The following is a 19,358-nucleotide window of genomic DNA, read 5'->3' on the forward strand; positions in this document are numbered from 1 at the left end:
CCTCAAGCCGAAGCCGGCTCCGCCGCATCCAGTTGCTGCCAGCTGCGCGAAGCCAGGCCCAGCAGCACGATGCCGCCGACGAGCGGGATCAGATAGACCAGCACGTTGGCGACCGCGTCCACCGGGCCCAGCTTGCCCAGCTGGTAGCGGGCATGCATGGCCAGCAAGAGCGGGGCGGTCCAGAGCGCGGCGCGGCGCCAGAAGCCTGCCGCCTCACCCAGCACCTCACGGCCGGCCAGCAGGAACAAGGCCGAAGCCACGAACACCAGCGTGTAGAAGGTGCCCATGATGGGCTGGGCCTTGCCCAGCATGTCGTGGTTGGCCCAGTAGGGAATCCAGAGCAGGCAGCAGATGCCCAGCACCAGTGCCGACTTGCGCGCCCGGCCCACGGCCAGTGCGTCGCTGACCACGCTGGACTTCTTCAAGGCGGGCAACAGCAGCAGGCACAGCACGCCGGTGATCCCGTCCACCAGCAGGGTGATCGGATAGCCCCAGGCTTCCACGGCAATGCCCTGCCAGCTGGCGGCGATGGCAATCGCCAGGTTCATCATCGCCATGTAGGCGGTGAACTGCGTGGCCGCCACGCGTGGGTTGGTCACGTCCATGAAGATGGCCGAGCGGGTGCCGTACATCAGGCCCTGGAACACGCTGTACCAGATGGAGGCGATCCAGAGTGCCGTCACCAGTGCCGGCTCGACCGCATGGCTGCCCGGTGCGCGCGGCATCACATAGCCATGGCTGTGCAGCACCCACATCAGGTAGAACACCGGCGGGCTCATGCCCAGCAGGTAGACGAACAGCGTGGGGCGGCGGCCCAGTCGGTCCGACAGATAGCCGCCCAGCACCATGCAGGCGGCGGAGACGATCATCGATACCAGGCTCAGCGCGCCGACCTGATCATCATCCATGCCAAGTTCGACGGCCAGATTGGACTGGAGGGCCAGGCCCAGCGACATGGCGCCGGCCGGCAGCAGCGCGAAGAACACGCCCGAGAACGCGCCCTTGGTGCCGATGAAGGAGCGGAACGAGTCGACCGCGAACTTCTTCATCTCGGCGCCCGCCTCGCGCAGCGATCCGGCGGCCTGGCTGGCGGCATTGGCCACCACGGCTTCCTTCATGGGCAGCACGATGAAGGTGGTGACCGCCAGGATCACGCCCGCCACGAAGATGAAGCTGCCCTGAAAGCCGGTCACGCTCATCAGGAACAGCACACCGCCGCCGCCGATGGCCTGGCCCACTGCCGCGCCGGCAAACATCAGGCCATTGGCCAGGCCACGCTCGTCCTCGCGCAAGGTATTGCAGGCCAGCGCATCGATGGCCACGTCCTGCATGGCCCCAAAGGAGTTGTGAACCAGCAGGATGGCGGTGAACAGCCACAGCCCGTCGGGCAGCGGCACCAACACCAGCGACAGCAAGGTCAGCGCCATCATGATCTGGGTGCCCAGGATCCAGCCCCGGCGGTGGCCCAGGCGCTGCGAGCGGAACACGTCGATGAAGGGGCCGAACGCCCACTTGAACGCCCAGGGCAGGTAGAACGAGGCGACGAACAGGCCGATCTCGGCCGGCCCCACGCCCATGCGGCGCAACTGCGTGGCCACGGCGGTGGCCGCAAAGCCCAGGGGAATGCCCTCGGTCACATAGAGCGCACAGAAGGCGGCCAGGCGGCCGCGGCTGGTGGCCAGCAGATTGGGGAGTCGCATCGGAAGAGGGGCCACCACAGCGCGAACGCAGCGGCGAACCGGAAATTTGCAGTGCCGGGATTATCGACAGCGCGGTCAAGGCTGCCGGGCAGGTGATTCCCTGCCATGTCGCCTGGATGAGGGAGCTGGGACTCTTGATGGGCCAGGGAATGAAAGAGAAAAAGGCGGACCCCTTTCGAGATCCGCCTTCAAGAGCGCGCTTGCCGCCCTAGGACGCCGCAGGCCGGGAGGCTCGGGCATGGGGCCGCGGCGTGCGTCGCCGTGACAGCGCAGGGCAGAGCAAGCCGCTAGCAGCTCGCGGCCTGGGCGCCGTTGATGAACAACTGTGGGAGAGTGCCGGTTGCAGCGACCGTCAAGTTCGCGCCCGGTTCAGGGCGAACCGGGGTGCCTGGAGGCGGGCGATAAAGATGGTGTGCTGTGCTGGCATGGGAGACATCTTCGCGCGGTCTTGATGCGACAAAGCGGCGAAGAACGCCGCTCTGCCCAGCTTTTATTGATGGCCTCTAAAACAGTTCAATTAACCGCTTTGCTAAAGCCCGGCTTATCGGGCTTTAAGAGGCCGTCGCCAAGTCAGTTCACTTGATGTCCAGCTTGAAGGTGTTGGCGAAGAAGGCCAGCATGTCGGCGCGCTCCTCGATGATCTTCGAGGTGGGCTTGCCGGCGCCGTGGCCGGCGGCCGTCTCGATGCGGATCAGCTTCGGTGCGCTGCCGGTGTCTGCGGCCTGCAGGGCGGCGGTGTACTTGAAGCTGTGCGCGGGCACGACGCGGTCGTCGTGGTCACCGGTGGTGACCATGATGGCCGGGTAGTTGCGCATCGAGGTCACGTTGTGCAGCGGCGAGTAGGCCAGGAGCGCCTTGAACTCGGTCGGGTCTTCGCTAGAACCGTAGTCGCCGGTCCAGGCCCAGCCGATGGTGAACTTGTGGAAGCGCAGCATGTCCATCACGCCCACTTGCGGCACCGCGGCGCCGAACAGCTCGGGGCGCTGGTTCACCACCGCGCCGACCAGCAGGCCGCCATTGCTGCCGCCGTTCACGGCCAGCTTGGAGGGCTGGGTGTACTTCTTGGCGATCAGCCATTCGGCCGAGGCGATGAAGTCGTCGAACACGTTCTGCTTCTTCAGCTTGGTGCCGGCCTCGTGCCAGGACTCGCCATACTCGCTGCCGCCGCGGATCGAGGCGATCACGTAGACGCCGCCCATCTTCATCCAGGTGGCGGCGGTGATGCCGTAGGTGGGCGTCATCGGCGAGTTGAAGCCGCCATAGCCGTACAGCACCGTCGGGTTGTTGCCGTCCAGCTTCAGGCCCTTCTTGTGGGCGATGAAGATGGGCAGCTTGGTGCCGTCCTTGCTGGTGATGAACTCGCGGCGGGTCTCAAACTGCTCGGCCTCGAAGGGCGTCTTGGGCTTCTGGAACACCGAGGCCTGGCCGGTGGCCACGTCATAGCGCCAGACTTCCGTCGGCGTGGTCAGGCTGGTGTAGCTGAAGAAGGTCTCGGTGTCCGTCCACTTGCCGCCAAAGCCGGCGCCGCTGCCAACGCCGGGCAATTGCACGTCGCGGATGAAGCTGCCGTCGCGGCCGTGCACCTTGACGAGCGTGGAAGCGTCGCGCAGATAGCCCATCAGGAAGCGGCCGCCCACGGCATGCGCGCTGGTCATGGTGTCGGCCGTCTCGGCAATCAGCGTCTTCCAGTTAGCGCGTTCCGGCTTCTTCAGGTCGATGGCGATCAGGCGGCCGCGCGAGGCGCCGTTGTCGGTCTTGACGAAGACCATGTTGCCGTCGTTGCCCACGGCCTGGTATTGCGCATCGAAGCTCTGGTCGATGATCTGGACCTTGCTGCCGGCAACATAGCTGCCCTTGTTCAGCGGCAGCACGGCCAAGGCGTTCTTGCTGCCGGCACCCTTCCAGATGCCCAGGTAGACGAGGCTGCCGTCATCGCTGACTTCGGCGCCAAAGCCCCATTGCTTGTCATCCTTGTTCTCGAACACCAGCTGGTCGGCCGACTGCGGCGTGCCGATGCGGTGGTAGTAGAGCTTCTGGAAGTAGTTGGCGCCGGTCAGGGCCACGCCAGGTGCCGGAGCGTCGTAGCGCGAATAGAAGAAACCCTTGCCGTCCGGTGTCCAGCTGGCGCTGGAGAACTTCACCCAGTCGATCTGGTCGGCCAGGTCCTTGCCCGAGGCCAGGTCGCGCAGCTTCCAGGTCTGCCAGTCGGAGCCCGAGGCGGCGATGCCGTAGGCGACGAGCTTGCCGTCCGGCGAGGGCACGAAGCCCGAGAGCGCGACGGTGCCGTCCTTGGACAGCCGATTCGGGTCGAGCGCCACGGTGGGCTTGTCGCCGAGCTTGGCGGCCGTGTAGTAGACGCTTTGCTGCTGCAGGCCGTCGTTGCGGGTCCAGAAATAGCGGCCGCCCTCCTTGAAGGGAATGCCGAACTTCTCGTAGTTGTAGAGCTCGGTGTAGAGCTTGCGCGTGGGCAGGCGCTGCGGCATCGCCTCGAGGAACTTGTCCGTCACCGCGTTCTGGGCCTTGACCCAGGCCTTGGTGTCGGCGCTGTTGTCGTCTTCCAGCCAGCGGTACGGGTCGGCCACGCGCTGGCCGTGGTACGTGTCGTGATGATCGACCTTGCGCGTCTGCGGATAGCTGAGCGTCTGGGCCGAGATGCTGGCGGCGAGGGCGATCAGGCCCAGGGCAGCAACGGTGTTCTTCATTGGCATGTCTCCTCGAGGGGAATCTTCGTCAGGTGCGCCAGACCCGCGGGCGGCTGTCCGCCAGGCCCCAGGCAAGCGCGCGCCATTGTGCCCAGACTTCCGACATATGACCAAAGACAGGCTCGACTCGGGGGGCCAGCATGCGCAGGACGATCAGACCGTCCTCGGGCGCCGTGACGCCGACCGGGTAGGCGCTGGTGATGGCGCGGGCGGCGTCGATGAAGGCTTCGCGCCGCTCGCGCGGCAGGGCCGAGCCAGCGGCGAACCACAGCGTGCCCATGGCCTTGTGGCCATCGAGCCCCAGCCTGGAATTCAGGAGGAGCGCGTCGTCCGCCGCAATGCGGCCGCGCTCCAGCCAGCGGCCTGGAATCTCCAGATGCTGCTGGTAGTGGCCGCGCTGGAAAGCCTGGTCGGCGGCAGGCAGTCCCAGGGCCAGCAGGTCCCAGCCCATCATTTCGGCGCCTGCTGCCAGATCGAATGACAGCCGGTTCTCGGCCAGCGCGCCGTTGTAGACCAGGGTTTCCAGCGGCAGCCATTCCAGTCTGGCGCCGGGCGCCAGGCGCGCGCGCAGGCTCTGCGTTGCCGGCTGACCCGCGCTGCGATAGAAGCGCGTGGCGCCCGGCGTGGTGATCAAGGCATGGGTGCCCTCGGCCAGGTTGGCCTCGATCTCCAGCTGGTCGCCGCCGACGATGCCGCCGGGCGGATGCACCAGCACGTGGTGGCAGATCGCCGGCCCCTCCGGGTAGAGCCGTTGCAAGACCCGCAAGGGGCCTTCGTGACGGTCCAGTGCGGTGGTGCCGCCTTGGGCCCCCAGGCGGTAGTCGAGCGAGAGATGTCCTTGCCAAGCCATGGAGTCAGCTTAGCAAGGACCATGCTCGCGCTACTTCTTCGGCGTCAAGTGCAGCAGGGCTGCCGGTGTCTTCAGGCCCCGTGTCGACGTTCCCTCGGGCGGCATTTCGGCCCAGTTCGACTCGCCCTGCACGCAGGTTTGCCGGACCTTGAACCACAGCGGGCCGGCTTCTGGCGGCAGCGTGCCGCGCAGGACGAACTCGTCGTACCAGGCATCCTGCAGCCAGTCGGCTTCGCTGTTGGCGGACCAGGTGACTTCGGCCAGGCCCTCGGTCACCGGCTTGCCGTGGCTTTCATAGGGTTGAGCCAGCTTCTCCATGCGCAGGCTCAGGCGCCAGCCGGCCTTGGGCACGGGCTTGGCACCCTTGAAGCCGGCTGGCAGCGTGACCGTGATCTGGCGCGTCGCCGAGCCATCGCAGCCGTGCCCCACCTTGAACACCGCCTTGTAGGTGCTGCCGGCTTCGGCCTCGCGCTGCTCCAGCGTGATGTGGGCCTGGGCCGCGCTGGCAAGAAGCAATGTGCCTGTCAGAACTAGTTTTTTCATGGGGCGCCTCACAGGTCAAACCTCAGTTCCGCGTGGAAGGTCCGCTGCGGATAGGGATGGAAGTTCCAGTACTGGTAGTTGTTCAGGTTGTCGATGCCGCCCGACAGCGTGAACTGCTTGTTGAGCTTCCACTGCGCGCGCAGGTCGGTGGTGAAGTACTTGCTGGCGGCCTGGTAGGCAAAGCCGTTCGGGTCGCTGTTGTCCAGCGTGCTGAACTGCGGGCCGCTGTAGCGAGCGCCATAGCTCAGCGACAGGTCGGGCGTGGCCTGCCAGGTGGCGAGCACCGTTGCACGCCAGCGGGGCACGCGCGGCTGCTGCTTGCCGATGGTGTCGCCAGCCACGGCAACGAAGCCGTCGTTGGCGAGGATCTTGGAGTCGGCAAAGGTCAGGCTGCCCAGCAGCGACAGGCCCTTGAGCAGCGCTTCGGTCCAGCCGCTGGTTGTGCTGTAGGCCAGCTCGATACCGTTCGTGCGGATGCGCTTGATGTTCTGCACGGTATTGGCGTTGGTGGCCGTATTCAGCTGCGAGTACAGGGCGTCACGGCTGTCCTCGTTGAACAGCGTGGCGCGCAGCGAGCTGGCGCGCGCACCGGCGCCGATGCTCCACTCGGCCGAGAGTTCGCTGGTCCAGCTGCGCTCGGGCTTCAGGTCCGGGTTGTTGTTGATCGCCTGACCCGAGGCATTGACGCCACCCTGGTAGAGCTCGCTCACGGTCGGGAAGCGGATCGCCCGGCCGGTGCTGGCCTTGAGCACCCAGTCGTCGCTCAGCTGGTAGGCCAGTGCGGCCTTGGGGCTGAGGTAGTTGGCACTGCGTTGCGGATGGACCAGCGAGCAGCGCTGGCTGGCAGTGCTGCAGCTGCCTCGGTCGGCGGTGCCGGTGAAGGCGCTCTCGGTGATGCCGTCGCGTGCCGTCCAATGCTCGGCGCGCAGACCCAGCACCGTGCGCCAGGCCGACCCCAGCAGGATCGCATCCTGGGCAAACAAGGCCTGGGTGCGCGTCTCGCCTGCGAAGCGCGAGCTGAAGGCGCTGGCCGCGCCGTTCAGCCAGTCGTTCGTCAGGTTGACCCGCGTGCTGAGTTGGTAGTCCTCCTGCGAGGCGCCGAAGTCGACGCTGTGCCGATCCGAGCGCCAGACGCCCTTGGCTGCCAGCGTGGTCCAGCCGGTGCCGTTCTGGTCGGTGATGCGGCCGGCTTCGGGCTGGGCCTTGGCTGTCGGCGCGTAGGCGCGGGCGAGGTCGGTGCCGTAGTCGTACTTGCTCGCGGCCAGCTCGTAGTCGAAGGCACCGCCGCTGCGGCTCTTCAGGCTGAAGGCCTGCATGGTGTGGCCCAGGTCTTCGTGGCTCTGGGCGAAGTCCGATGCCGCCAGGGTGTAGCGCTTGCCGTCGATCAGCACGGCCTGGCTGATGTCGCCGCTGTAGCGGTTCGTCACGGCGTTGCCGCTGGCGTCGCGCAGATAGCTGCGCGAGCTGCCGTCCGAGGCATTGCCCCAGTAGCCGAGCACATAGCTGGCGCGTAGCTCGGGCGTGATGTCGTAGGCCAGCTTGAGCTTGGCATGGTTCTGAGTCGTGTCGTACTCGGTGGCGGTGCCGAGCAGGTACCAGTCGACGTTGCTGCGGTTCTTGTCCAGCACGGCACCGGCGACGCTCACGGCGCCAGTGCCGGCGGCCGCGCCGGAACTGGCCAGCCTGGTCGGGAAGGTCAGGGGCTGGCCATTGCTTTGCAGGCGGTTGACATTGATCCACCAGCTGAAGGCGCCGCTCCGATCCCCCAGCGAGGCGCTGATCTGCTTGGCATCGAAGTCGCGCCGCGCGCCGTACAGGTCATTCGGCTGCTTTGCCAGGTTCAGCTTCACGTGGGCCTCGAAGGCCTGCGGCATGCGGGTCTGGTAGTCGACGACGGCGCCGACCGCATTGCCCGAGTAGGCGGCCGAAAAGGGGCCGTACAGCACGTCCACGCGCTCGATTTCCTCGGGCGTCACCAGGCCCCAGCGCGGTGTGAAGCTGGCGCCATTGCCCAGCAGGTTGGACAGCTGGATGCCGTCGGCGAACACCAGCGAGCGGGCGCTGTTGCCGGTGCCCGAGGCGCGGGTGGACAGCACGGCGTGGTTGTAGTCGCCGATGTAGCGCTTGCGCACCAGGAGGCTGGGCAGGTACTTGAGGGCGTCTTCGGAGTCCGTGGCGTTGATGGAGCGCTCGAGGTCGGCGCGCTTGATGCCTTCCAGCGTGGTCGGGATATTGGTGGGCAGGGAGGTCGGGGCCTGGCCCTTGACCTGCACCAGGCCGAGCTTGTTGCGCGTCGGGGCGGTGGTCTGCTGCGCTTGCTGTTGCTGCTTCGCAGGGGCGTCTTCGTCCCCCTCGCCGCATTCATCGCAGGCGCGGGCTGGGGTGGTCAAAAGGAGCAGGCAGCTCAGGACGGCAAAGGGCAGGGCGCCCAACTTGAAATTCTTGTGTGGCATGGCGGAACACTTCCGGTTCGATCGAGATGGCGCAGCCGGCCACGCAGAAGGCGGCAGGCTGGTGCAGCGAGGCTCAGATCGAAGCGGGAGGTGCCCGGGCGGCCGCGAGCCGCCAGGCATGGGCCGTGCGGTCTGCGCTGAAGAAGCGCTCCGGCGGGCCGAAGCGCAGGCCTTGGATCAAGGCCAGGGCGGGCGCTGCCGGTGGCGGCAGGGCCAGGTCTTGCTGGTGCAGGCTGCAGAAGCTGCAATGCTTGAACATTGCATGCGTGGCCTGGTCGTCGCTCGGCGCCTGCCCGAACTCGCCCGCCAGTGCGCGGGGCGATACCAGGCTGGAGCGGCAGAGCTGCGCCCAGGGCGCCAGCTCTCCGCGCTGGGCGGCCAGGGCCATCGACATCGCCGGCGCAATCGCTCCCAGCCAGAAGGTCAGGACGACCAGCCAGCGCAGGCTTGCAAGAGGGGGGCGACGGGTTGCGAAGTGCACGGCAGGGATTCTACCGATGCCACTTGGGCTTCAGGCGCTGGCCAGGGTCCGCGGTGCCAGGCGCAAAGGCTCCTGGTCGGCGAGCCTGATTTCGTAGCGCTGCAGCATGTCGCGCCACTCGGGTGAGGCACGCAGTTTGACCACGCCCTCGAGCAAGGCCTGACGCTGCTCGGCCGGCAATTGCGTCGAAATCATCAGATGGCGCTGGAAGCGCAATCGTGGCAGGGCTGCGATCTCGATCTGCTTGTCGAAATCGGCAATCCGCTGGCGCCACCAACCCAGGCCGCTGCGCGACAGAAAGATGGCGTCAACCCGGCCCAGCAGAAGCATGCGCAGATTGGCTTCCTGGGTGAAAGCATCGATCCGGCGCAACTCGCCGCGCTCCGTCATGGGGTCGGTGTCGCGGTAGACATGGCCGAACACGCCACCCAGCGTCAGACCGCGCAGCGACTGGACGCCCTCGAACGCCACCGGCTTGCTCTTGCGACTGAGCACCAGATCTTCGTCGTTCATCAGCGGCTCGCTCCAGACATAGGGCTGCTGCGGCGCACTGGGAAACCAGCTGGGCGCCACCCAGGGCACCACGCCGGCCCAACCGGGCTGCGATGCCAAGACATCGACTCGGCGGCGAGGCAATAGCTCGGCCGCGACGTTGCCGATATGCAGCTTCAGCCATTCCGTCAGATCGAAGGTCAGGCCCTGCCCCGGGCCGGTGACGAAGGGCGGGTAGTCGTAGTAGCTGAGGAGCTGGAGCGGCGGCAGCGAAGCGCGCGCAGCCGGCAAGCCCAGCCACAGGCCGGCGGCAGCCAGCAGGGCGCGGCGGGTCGGGCTGGCTTCGTTGGCGGGCGAGCTCATGGTGACAAGTGTGACACGTGCCGGCCCCCTGTTTCAGGCGCCCAGCAACTCCAGCAGCGTGCGCGCCACGACTTTTGTGGCGCGACGCAGGTCTTGCAGGTCCAGGTGCTCATCGGCCCGCTTGGCGTTCGACTCCAGCACCGTGCGCGGCCCGGCACCGTAGATGGCGGCCGGAATGCCGTGCTCGCCATACAGGCGCACATCGGTGTAGAGCGGCGTGCCGGAGCTGGGAACAGGTTCGCCGAACACCACCTCGCCGTGCCTCTGCAGGGCCTGGACCAGCGCGGCATTGCCAGGCAGAGGCTGCAATGACCTGGCCAGCAGCAGGCGCTTGATCTCGACACGGATGCCAGGGCAGGCAGCGGCAGCCTGCTCGATGGTGCGCCGCACCTCGGCTTCGACGAGCACCGGGTCTTCTTCCGGAATCATCCGGCGGTCCAGCTTCAAGCTGACCTTGCCGGGCACCACATTCGTGTTGCTGCCGCCCTCGATGCGGCCGACATTCAGATAGGGGTGCTTGATACCCGGCACCTTGGACAAGAGCTTCTTGTATTCGGCGTTGCGCGCATAGAGCGCAGTCAGGATCGCGACCGCAGCCTGCAGCGCATCGACGCCAGTGTCCGGAATTGCTGCGTGCGCCATCGTGCCGTGCACCGTCACTTCCATCTGCAGACAGCCGTTGTGTGCCGTGACCACCTGGTAGCTGAAGCCGGCAGCGATCAGCAGATCGGGCTTGGTCAGCCCGTTCTTCAGGAGCCAGCCGGGGCCCAGCTCGCCGCCGAACTCCTCGTCATAGGTGAAGTGCAGCTCGACGCCGCCTTTCAAAGGAAGACCCAGCGATTCGAGCGCGCGCACGGCGAAGGTATAGGTCGCGAAGTCACTCTTGCTGACCGCCGAGGCGCGGCCGTATAGCTGGCCATTCTCGATGTCGCCGCTGTACGGGCCATGGCGCCAGCCTTCGCCCGGTGGCACCACGTCGCCATGCGCGTTGAGCGCGATGGTCGGCCCGCCGGCGCCGAAGGGCTTGCGCACGATCAGGTTGGTGATGGACTCCATCCCCTGCGCCTTCACGGCATCTGCCGGTACTGCATGCTTCTCCGCAATCAAACCCATTGCCGCCAGCAACTCGGCCGTGCGCTCGGCATGCGGCGCATTGTTGCCAGGCGGCGTGTCGGTGGGCACGCGCACCAGCTCCTGCAGGAAGCGCACTTCCTCGTCGAAGTGGGCGTTGATCCAGGCGTCGAGTTGTTCGTAGTGATTCATCGGAAGGAATCAAGCAGGTGCTGGAAGGCTTCGACGCAGAGTTGGGCGTCGTCGGCGGTGATGGTTTCCAGCGGGTTGTGGCTGATGCCGGCATTGCCACCGCGCAGGAAGAGCATGGCCTGTGGCATCACCTCGTGCAGCTTCATCGCGTCATGGCCGGCTCCGGAAGGCAGGCGCAAGACCGGCAGCCCAAGGGACCGGACAGCTGCTTCCCAGCGGGCTTGCAGCGCGGCATCGCTGGGCGCGGCAGCGGCAACCATGGTCTGGTCAAGCTTGTAGTGCAAGCCGCGGCGCTGGCATATCGCTTGCAGTTCCTCTCGCACCGCGAGGTCGAGCGCATCGCGTGCGGCATTGGTCGTCGCACGCAGGTCCAGGCTGAATTGGCAGCGACCCGGAATCACGTTGATCGAGCCCGCGGGCACGCTCAGGATGCCGACGGTGCCCACGACCTCCGGCATCGAGGCCGCCTGCGCTTCGACGAACAGCACCAGTTCCGCCACGGCCGCCGCTGCATCGCGCCGGCTGCCCATGGGCGTGGTGCCGGCATGCGAGGCCTGCCCGACGATCTCGCCGAGGTAGCGCACGCTGCCGTTGATCGAAGTGACCACGCCCAGCGGCAGGTCGCGTTCGTCCAGCACCGGGCCTTGCTCGATGTGGACCTCGACGAAGCCGCGGTAATGCTGCGGATCGCGCCTGAGCTCCTGTATCGGCGGCATGGTGCCTGCGTGGCCGGCCGCCCGCATGGCCTCAGCCATCGTGATGCCATCGGCATCGCGCTGCGCCAGCCAGGCCGGGTTGAAATGACCCGTCAATCCGCTGGAGCCCAGGAATGTGGCCTTGTAGCGCTGGCCTTCCTCTTCGGCAAAGGCAATGACCTCGAGGTCGAAGGGCAGGCGACGGCCTTGGCGTTTGAGCTCGCGCACGCAGACACAAGGCACCAGGATGCCGAGCCGCCCGTCGTACTTGCCGCCGTTGCGGACCGTGTCGTAGTGAGAACCGGTCAGCAGGCGCCTGGCGCCTGGATCAGACCCTCGATAGACGCCGACGACGTTGCCCACCGCGTCGATGCTCGCTTCGTCAAAGCCGCAATCCAGCATCCATTGCCGGAGCTGTGCGGCGCACGCCTGATGCGCTTCGGTGAGATAGGTGACGGTGAGCTGGCCTTGCTCCTTGAATCCGGGGTCGGAATGCAAGGCCAAGGTTTCGGCCCAGTCCCAGACCTGCTGGCCGAGCGTGGGCGTGACGCCGAACTTGTCGTTCAGGCGGATCTCGGCAATGCGGTGGATATTGCGCAGGCACTCGGCCCGCTCGAAGTCCGGATGATTATCGAGCCGGCGGGCGAAGGTCTCGATGATCTGCGCTCGCGAGAGGCCCAGGCCTCGCGGCCCGCGCACCGCCAGGATGAAGGGCCAGCCGAAGCGCTCGTTGTAGTCGGCATTGAGCTGCTGCAGCCGCGCGAATTCTTCCGGCGTGCAGTCGGTCAGGCCCGCCTTGCTTTGCTCGTTGGTCGACTCAGCGGTCAGCGTCTTGCTGACCATGGCCTTGCCGGCGAGCTCAGGGTGAGCGCGGATCAGGCCCAGTTGCTCATCGAGACTGGCAGAGCGGACGACGTCGGCCATGACAGCTTTCAGATGCGCGAGGGACAGGAGCGGGCGTGCCCCTGCGGCCCGCTTGGCAATCCACGGCGAATGCTCGTAGGTGCCTGCTAGCAGCGCGACGAACTCGTCCGCGCTGGCCGCGTTCAACTGTTCAAGTGTCATTCCCATCAGTCATTCCCAAACACGGGCCTTGCTGGCGTCGAAAGGATGCCTGGCCCGCCAGTGACGGGCGATGTCGATGCGGCGCGCGACCCAGACCTGGTCGTGCTTCTGCACATGGTCGAGAAACCTTTGCAGTGCCTTCATCCGTCCAGGGCGGCCGAGCAGGCGGCAGTGCATGCCGATGCTCATCATCGAAGCGCGACCGTGGCCGCCTTCTTCATAGAGCACATCGAAGCTGTCGCGCAGGTACTCGAAGAACTCGTCGCCGTGGCTGAAGCCCTGGGGCAGGCAGAAACGCATGTCGTTGCAGTCCAGCGTGTAGGGCACGACCAGGTGTGGCGCGAGCTGGCCGTCGCTCTTCCTCACTTGCAGCCAGAAGGGCAGGTCGTCGCCGTAGTAGTCGCTGTCGTACTCGAAGCCGCCGAAGTCGGCCACCAGGCGGCGTGTGTTGGGGCTGTCTCGGCCGGTGTACCAGCCGCTGGGCTTGTGGCCGGTGAGCTTCTGGATGACCTCGACACCGCGTTGCAGATGCTCGCGCTCCTCGGCTTCGGCCATGCCCTGGTAATGAATCCAACGCCAGCCGTGGCAGGCGATCTCATGGCCGAGTTCGGCAAAGGCTTGCGTCAGCTCGGGGTGGCGTTCCAGCGCCATCGAGACGCCGAACACGGTCAGCGGCAGGCCGCGGCGCTCGAACTCGCGCAGCAATCGCCACACGCCGACGCGCGAGCCGTACTCGTAGATGCCTTCCATGCTCAGATGCCGGGCCGGATAGCTGGCCGGGTTGAACATCTCGGAGAGGAACTGTTCGCTGCCAGCATCGCCATGCAAGACCGAGTTCTCGCCGCCCTCTTCGTAGTTGAGGACGAATTGCAGGGCGACGCGCGCGCCGCCGGGCCATTGCGGATCGGGCGGGTTGCGGCCGTAGCCGACCAGGTCGCGCGGGTAGTTCTTGCTCATGCGGCTTTCAGCGCGGCAGCCAGGTCGGGCGCGCGCGGCTCCAGTTTGAGATTGGCCTCGACATTGCCGAGGTGGTTGTCGAGCAGCTTCATCAGTGCGCGCTTGTCTCGTGCCTGCAAGGCGTTGACGATGGCCTCGTGCTCGGCCTGCGACTCGGCGGCCGAGTGGCTGCTCTGGTACATCAGGGCGATCAGGGAGCAGCGCGAGAGCAGGTCAGCCAGTGTCTCGGCCAGCACCTCGTTGCCGTGCAGGCGCGCCAGCAGCACATGAAAGTCCGCCAGGAGCCGCGTGCGACCGGGCACATCGGTGCGCTTCAAGGCTTCGCGCTCCAGCTTCAGGTGCTCGCGCAACTGCCTGATCTGTGCTGGCGTGATCGTGTTGCAGAGCTGGGCCAGCAGCGATGACTCCAGCATCTTGCGCAGCTCAAAGACCTGGCGCGCTTCTTCCACGCTCGGTTCGGCCACGCACGCACCGCGTGCCGGCGTCAGGGTGACCAGGCGATGCCGGCTCAACTGGTTCAAGGCCTGGCGCACAAGCGTGCGCGAGACGCCGTAGATGTCGGCCAGCTGCTGCTCAGCGAGCCGGGTGCCCGGCATCAGCCGGCGCTCGACGATGGCCTGCGTGATCGAGGCGGCGATTCTGTCCGTGCTGGAGACGATGTCGGCCATGGTGTGCTGGAGTGTATACACTTTGGCATCCAATCCGGAAAGGACTCCAACGATGGGCAAGCTCACCACCCACGTGCTCGACACCGCCAATGGCTGCCCGGCCGCCGGCATGGCCGTTCGCCTGCTTGATGCGAGGGGCGAGCTGATCAAGTCGCTGAGCTTGAACAGCGATGGCCGCGCCGATGCACCGCTGCTGGAAGGCGATGCCATGAAGCCAGGCCGCTATCGCCTGGTCTTCGCTGTCGCTGCCTATTTCCGGGCCCGCGGCGAGAAGCTGCCCGAGCCGGCCTTTCTGGACGAGGTGCCGCTGGACTTCGGCATCGCCGATGCCGCCGGCCACTACCACGTGCCGCTGCTGGCCAGCCCCTGGTCGTATTCGACCTACCGAGGCAGCTGAAGCGAAGCAGCGGTCATGCAGAACTGGCAGACGCTCGGATTGCTGCTGGCCCGTGAGCCGGCCGTCCTGGTGACGGTGGCCCGCGTGCAGGGCAGCGGCCCGCGCGAGCAGGGCGCCTGGATGGCGGTGGGCGCTGCCAGCCTGCTCGGCACGATTGGCGGCGGGCAACTGGAGTTCGATGCCATTGCCCAGGCCCGCGCAGCGCTGGCGTCGGGTGCGGTGGCCGAGCCGCTGCGCAGGTTTGCGCTCGGGCCGAGTCTCGGCCAATGCTGCGGCGGCGTGGTGCATCTGCGCTTCGAATTGCTTGGCGCGGCTGACATTGCCGGCCTGCGAGAAAGGCTGGCGCCGACACCGCTGATGAGCGTGGCCTTGTTCGGCGGCGGCCATGTGGGCCGTGCCATCGCCCTGGTGCTGGCACGCCTGCCCATCGATCTGCACTGGATAGACAGCCGCGACGAGATCTTTCCCGAGGCCTTGCCCGAAGGCGTGCGCGCCGAGCATTCCGACCCGGTGCAACGTGCGGTGCCAGACCTGGCACCCGGCAGCCGCGTGCTGATCATGAGCTTCAGCCATGCCGAAGACCTGGACATCGTGGCCGCCTGCCTGCAGCGCCAGCGCGAGCGTGCCGACTTGCCCTTCATCGGCCTGATCGGCAGCAAGAGCAAGTGGGCGAGCTTCCGGCATCGGCTCGAGGCGCGCGGCTTCACGGCCGAAGAGTTGGCGCACATCACCAGCCCCATCGGCGTGCCCGGCATTGCCGGCAAGCAGCCCGAAGTGATCGCGGTGGCGGTAGCCGCCCAGCTGCTTCAGCAGCACTGAAGCCCCAGGCGAGAATCATCGCCACTGAGTCTGCACGCTGGGATGTTGTGTGATGAAGAAGTTGATCGCCTTTCTGTCAATGTGGGCCGCCGCAGAGGTGATGGCCGCCGACCTGCCGGTGCCCGCCCTCATTCCCGCGCCGGTCTCGCTCGCTCGCCAGGCCGGCGAGTTCAGGATCAATGCCGGCACCAGCATCGCTGTCCAGTCCGAAGAGCTGGATGCGATTGGGCAAGACCTGGCCCTGCGCCTGCGCCGCGTCACAGGCTTCAAGATTCCCGTGCTCAAGGCCTCGTCGAATCGGGCGGCGCTGAATCGCATCGTGATCGGTCTGCGCGCGGACGCGGGCCTGCCGGCCGATGGCTATCTGCTGACCGTGAGCCGGCAGTCGGTCGCGCTCGGCGCGGCCACGCCGGCCGGCGCCTTTCATGGCGTGCAGACCTTGCTTCAGCTGCTGCCCAAGGAGGTCGAGGGTGATGCGGTGGCGCGTCAGGTGAAGTGGGCAATGCCGGCTGTTGTGATTCGCGATCATCCGCGCTTTGGCTGGCGCGGCCTGATGCTCGATGTCTCGCGGCATTTCTTCAGCGTTGCCGAGGTCAAGGACTTCATCGACCAGATGGCCAAGTACAAGTTCAATCTCTTGCACTGGCACCTGACCGACGACCAGGGCTGGCGCATCGAGATCAAGAGCCGGCCGCGCCTCACCGAGGTCGGGGCCTGGCGGGTGGGCAAGGTGGGCCGGTTCGGCAGCTTCGCGCCGCCGGCCGCCGACGAGGCCAGGGACTACGGCGGCTTCTACACGCAGGAGCAGGCGCGCGAGATCGTGGCCTATGCCAAGGCCCGCCACATCGACGTGATGCCCGAGGTCGACATGCCGGGCCACAGCCTGGCGGCGCTGGCCGCCTATCCGGAGCTGGCCTGCGAGCCGGGCAGCTTTGCCGTCAATGCAGGCGAGCCGCTGCTGGTCTGGCCGGCCGGAGGACATTTGTCCAGCCTGGTCGACAACACACTGTGCCCCGCCAACGAGAAGGTCTACGAGTTTGCGCGCCAGGTGTTTTCGGAGCTGGCTCAGCTGTTCCCGTTCGAGTATGTGCACATGGGCGGCGACGAGACGGCGCGCAACTTCTGGGCCAAGAGCGAGGCGATCAAGGGCTTGATGGAGCGCGAGAAGCTGCCGAACTTCAATGCGGTGCAAGCCTATTTCGTGACACGCCTGCAGAAGATCATCGCGGCCGAGGGCAAGAAGATGATGGGCTGGGACGAGATCCTCGAAGGCGGCCTGGTGCCCGAAGCCGCCGTGATGAGCTGGCGCGGCCTGAAGGGTGGCATCGAGGCGGCGCGCCTCGGCCACCAGGTCGTGATGTCGCCCAATGACTTCGTCTACCTCGACCTGATGCAGGGCGATGCGGTGCTGGAGGCACCGGTCTACGGCACGGTGCGGCTGTCCAAGACCTATCAGTTCGAGCCGCTGCCTGAGGGCGTCGATGCCCGCCGTGTGCTCGGTGGTCAGGCCAATCTCTGGACCGAGCAGATCTACAACCAGCGCCAGCTCCAGTACATGACCTGGCCCCGCGCCCTGGCCGTGGCCGAGACCCTGTGGAGCCCCAAGGAGCACAAGCGCTGGGAGGGCTTCGTGCCGCGTGTCGAGGCCCATTTCGAGCGCCTGACGGCGGCCGGCGTGAAGTACGCGCCCAGCCTCTACGACCCCGCCTTCAAGGCGAGCGAGAAGCCGCCGGGCCCCTTGATGGTGGAGCTGAGCAGCGAGGTCGCGGGGCTGAGCCTGCACTACAGCTTCGATGGCTCCCTGCCGGACCAGTTCTACCCGGCCTACACCGCACCGCTGGCCGTGCCCAAGGACGCACAGCAGCTCAAGGTGATCAGCTACCGCGATGGCAAGCCGCTGGGGCGCTTGATGGTGATGCCGGTGGCCGAGCTGCGCCGGCGTCTGGCCGCCAGGTGAGGCCGCGGTAGCGGCAGATCAGGTCGGCGGCAAAGGCTGGCCGGCCATCCGTGCCGCAACCGCGTTCTTCAGCCAGCCGCTTTGCACATGGCGGTACAGGTGCTTGCCTGGGCAGACCGTCTGCTTGCTGTGGTCCTTGTGCGTGGCGATTGAATCGACGCCCAGCTTCAGCCGCTGCGCCGACCATGCCATCAATTCAGCCACGGCTGCAAGCGCCTGCGGCGTCGGCTCCACCTCTTCGAAATTGCCCAGCACCATGATCAGAAGATGGCCGCGCGGGTCATATTCCGTGTTGGTTTCACCGGCGATGCTTTCGGACCGCGCCGCGTAGATGCGGCCATTCGGCGAGATCACATAGTGGTAGGGAATATCGGCCCAGCGACGGGTGGTGCGTGACCAGCTCTGCAACTTGGGCAGGTACTCGGCCGGGTCGCGCGCCGGGTTCCAGGTTTCGCCCTGGTGGTGCAAGGTGATGTGGGTGATGGTCTGCGCCGAGCCTGTATTGGGCATGGGCACGCTGCCCCAGGCCTCACCCGGAATGATGGCCGGTGCCGGCACAACGTAGGGCTTGCTGGCGCAGGCCGTGAGCGCGCCCGCGCCGAGCAGGCTCAAGGCTCCGGCCAGCAGCAGATGGCGGCGTTCAGCGCTTTGCATTGCCGAGGCTCTTGTCGAGGAAGTCATACATGCGCAGCCGCGCCTTGCGGGCGAAGCTGGTGTCGATGCGGTCCCAGCTGTGGCCGCCTGGGGCGTCCTTCTCGATATGGCTCTCGAAGGTCTTGCCGGCCGCCTTCAGGTGAATGATCAGCTGCTCCACCTCGACCACGTTCACGTCGCGGTCGTTGGTGGTGCTGGTCACCATCAGCGGGATCTTGAGCTTGCTGACATTCCAGATCGGGCTGCGGCGGCGGTACTCGTCCACGGCGTCCACCGGTGCCTTGCCGATGTGGTACTTCGCGGCGAACTCGGCCGTGTAGCTCTGCTCGTGGTAGCCCAGCCGCGTGATCAGGTCGGACACCGGAACGCCGGCATAGATGGCGGCGAACTTGTCCGGATGGTCGAAGCCGGCCATCAGGGAAATCATGCCGCCATGGCTCCAGCCGACGGCGGCCACGCGCTTGCCGTCGATCGGCAATTCATCCACCGCCCAGTCGCGGCAGCTGACCACGTCGTCGTTCTCCAGGCCGCCGTAGTCGATGCTCTCGTACATGCCCTTGCCATAGCCGGTGGAGCCACGGTACTCGGGCGCGACCACCGCATAGCCACGCTCCAGTATCTCGCGCACCAGGTGCAGGTAGTAGGTGCCGAAATCACCATGCACGCCGCCGTGGGTGAGGACGATGGCCGGGAGGGCCTTGCCCTTGGGAGCGTTCTTGGGCAGGAAGGTGTAGCAGTAGATGCGGATCGGGTGGCGCTCGTTCTTGATGCCGTAGCGTTCCTTGGCCTTCGGATTGGGCTTGCCGGCGAGGATCACCTTGTCGGCCACGGCCACGTCCTGCAGGCGCAGGAACAGCTGCGTGTCTTCGGCGATCTTGCGGGCCTCGTCGAGGTCCCATTTCAGGGCTTCGACCTGGGATTCGAGCGCTTTCAGGCGGTCGGCTTCGGTTGCTTGCTGGGCCTGTGCGGCGAGGCCGACAACGCTGAGCGCGAGGGCCAGGACGGTCTTCCTGGTGAGGTTTGCAGACATGGGGCGGGCTCCATCCATCAAGGGCGGCCGCCAGTCTATGACAGCGTCTGCGGCAACGGACAGTCCGGTAGGCGGGCTTGTGCGCTGTGGGCAAGTTGGCGTCGCATTGGCGATGCTCGCTGCCGGCTGTGATCGACGCGGTGGGGCGGTGGATCTCCCGATTCGCTGGCACCGGCCCAACGTTCCTTGCCAATCGGCGCGCCCGGCTCGGACAGCTTGCGCCGGTCGATCACCTCGGGCAGCTTCTCGCGTCCTTGTGGTTCACCGTC

The 19,358-nt window shown here is 66.5% G+C and carries 16 protein-coding genes; 3 read left to right on the plus strand and 13 right to left on the minus strand.

Annotated features, from left to right (window positions below):
* Positions 1 to 2: 2 nt before the first annotated feature.
* The 11 genes from ABT392_RS02365 to ABT392_RS02415 all read right to left on the minus strand — a co-directional run bounded on the left by ABT392_RS02365 (position 3) and on the right by ABT392_RS02415 (position 14,232).
* Complete coding sequence (locus ABT392_RS02365; protein ID WP_395386753.1) at positions 3 to 1,700, minus strand: MFS transporter; 1,698 nt, start codon at positions 1,698 to 1,700, stop codon at positions 3 to 5.
* 575 nt (positions 1,701 to 2,275) lie between these two features.
* The gene (locus tag ABT392_RS02370; protein WP_464970892.1) at positions 2,276 to 4,402 is read right to left on the minus strand and encodes a prolyl oligopeptidase family serine peptidase; all 2,127 of its coding nucleotides are present in this window, start codon (positions 4,400 to 4,402) and stop codon (positions 2,276 to 2,278) included.
* A 28-nt stretch (positions 4,403 to 4,430) separates the two neighbouring features.
* Complete coding sequence (locus ABT392_RS02375) at positions 4,431 to 5,252, minus strand: urease accessory protein UreD (protein ID WP_464970893.1); 822 nt, start codon at positions 5,250 to 5,252, stop codon at positions 4,431 to 4,433.
* 30 nt (positions 5,253 to 5,282) lie between these two features.
* The gene (locus ABT392_RS02380) at positions 5,283 to 5,795 is read right to left on the minus strand and encodes a YcnI family copper-binding membrane protein (RefSeq protein ID WP_395386751.1); all 513 of its coding nucleotides are present in this window, start codon (positions 5,793 to 5,795) and stop codon (positions 5,283 to 5,285) included.
* 8 nt (positions 5,796 to 5,803) lie between these two features.
* On the minus strand, positions 5,804 to 8,248 hold the full coding sequence (locus ABT392_RS02385) for a TonB-dependent receptor (RefSeq protein ID WP_395386750.1): 2,445 nt from the start codon (positions 8,246 to 8,248) through the stop codon (positions 5,804 to 5,806).
* A gap of 73 nt (positions 8,249 to 8,321) precedes the next feature.
* Complete coding sequence (locus ABT392_RS02390) at positions 8,322 to 8,729, minus strand: DUF2946 domain-containing protein (protein ID WP_334278514.1); 408 nt, start codon at positions 8,727 to 8,729, stop codon at positions 8,322 to 8,324.
* 30 nt (positions 8,730 to 8,759) lie between these two features.
* Positions 8,760 to 9,584: a substrate-binding periplasmic protein gene (locus ABT392_RS02395; protein WP_334278515.1), complete on the minus strand. Its 825-nt coding sequence runs from the start codon at positions 9,582 to 9,584 to the stop codon at positions 8,760 to 8,762.
* 33 nt (positions 9,585 to 9,617) lie between these two features.
* The gene (locus tag ABT392_RS02400) at positions 9,618 to 10,847 is read right to left on the minus strand and encodes a M20 family metallopeptidase (protein WP_334278516.1); all 1,230 of its coding nucleotides are present in this window, start codon (positions 10,845 to 10,847) and stop codon (positions 9,618 to 9,620) included.
* A complete protein-coding gene (gene uraD, locus ABT392_RS02405) occupies positions 10,844 to 12,613 on the minus strand; it encodes a 2-oxo-4-hydroxy-4-carboxy-5-ureidoimidazoline decarboxylase (protein WP_464970894.1) in 1,770 nt (589 codons plus the stop codon). Before uraD ends, ABT392_RS02400 begins: the two co-directional genes overlap by 4 nt.
* A gap of 3 nt (positions 12,614 to 12,616) precedes the next feature.
* On the minus strand, positions 12,617 to 13,564 hold the full coding sequence (gene puuE, locus ABT392_RS02410; protein WP_395386748.1) for an allantoinase PuuE: 948 nt from the start codon (positions 13,562 to 13,564) through the stop codon (positions 12,617 to 12,619).
* A complete protein-coding gene (locus tag ABT392_RS02415; RefSeq protein WP_395386747.1) occupies positions 13,561 to 14,232 on the minus strand; it encodes a GntR family transcriptional regulator in 672 nt (223 codons plus the stop codon). Before ABT392_RS02415 ends, puuE begins: the two co-directional genes overlap by 4 nt.
* A gap of 52 nt (positions 14,233 to 14,284) precedes the next feature.
* Here ABT392_RS02415 and uraH point away from each other — a divergent pair, with 52 nt between their 5' ends.
* The 3 genes from uraH to ABT392_RS02430 are packed head-to-tail and all read left to right on the plus strand — an operon-like array spanning position 14,285 to position 17,405.
* Positions 14,285 to 14,629, plus strand: a complete 345-nt coding sequence (gene uraH, locus ABT392_RS02420) for a hydroxyisourate hydrolase (RefSeq protein WP_395386746.1) — start codon at positions 14,285 to 14,287, stop codon at positions 14,627 to 14,629.
* Positions 14,630 to 14,644: 15 nt separating this feature from the next.
* A complete protein-coding gene (xdhC, locus tag ABT392_RS02425; RefSeq protein ID WP_334278521.1) occupies positions 14,645 to 15,448 on the plus strand; it encodes a xanthine dehydrogenase accessory protein XdhC in 804 nt (267 codons plus the stop codon).
* Between the two features lie 52 nt (positions 15,449 to 15,500).
* On the plus strand, positions 15,501 to 17,405 hold the full coding sequence (locus ABT392_RS02430) for a beta-N-acetylhexosaminidase (RefSeq protein WP_395386745.1): 1,905 nt from the start codon (positions 15,501 to 15,503) through the stop codon (positions 17,403 to 17,405).
* Positions 17,406 to 17,423: 18 nt separating this feature from the next.
* Here the strand turns inward: ABT392_RS02430 and ABT392_RS02435 are convergent, their stop codons facing one another.
* Both ABT392_RS02435 and ABT392_RS02440 read right to left on the minus strand, forming a co-directional pair.
* Positions 17,424 to 18,059, minus strand: coding sequence for a peptidoglycan recognition protein family protein (locus ABT392_RS02435; RefSeq protein ID WP_395386744.1), 636 nt, complete (start codon positions 18,057 to 18,059; stop codon positions 17,424 to 17,426).
* Positions 18,046 to 19,089: an alpha/beta hydrolase family protein gene (locus ABT392_RS02440; protein WP_395386743.1), complete on the minus strand. Its 1,044-nt coding sequence runs from the start codon at positions 19,087 to 19,089 to the stop codon at positions 18,046 to 18,048. The genes ABT392_RS02435 and ABT392_RS02440 overlap by 14 nt, the downstream gene beginning before the upstream one ends.
* Between the last annotated feature and the right edge of the window lie 269 nt (positions 19,090 to 19,358).

The organism is Paucibacter sp. JuS9 (assembly GCF_044043925.2).
Taxonomy (GTDB): domain Bacteria; phylum Pseudomonadota; class Gammaproteobacteria; order Burkholderiales; family Burkholderiaceae_C; genus JAUASW01.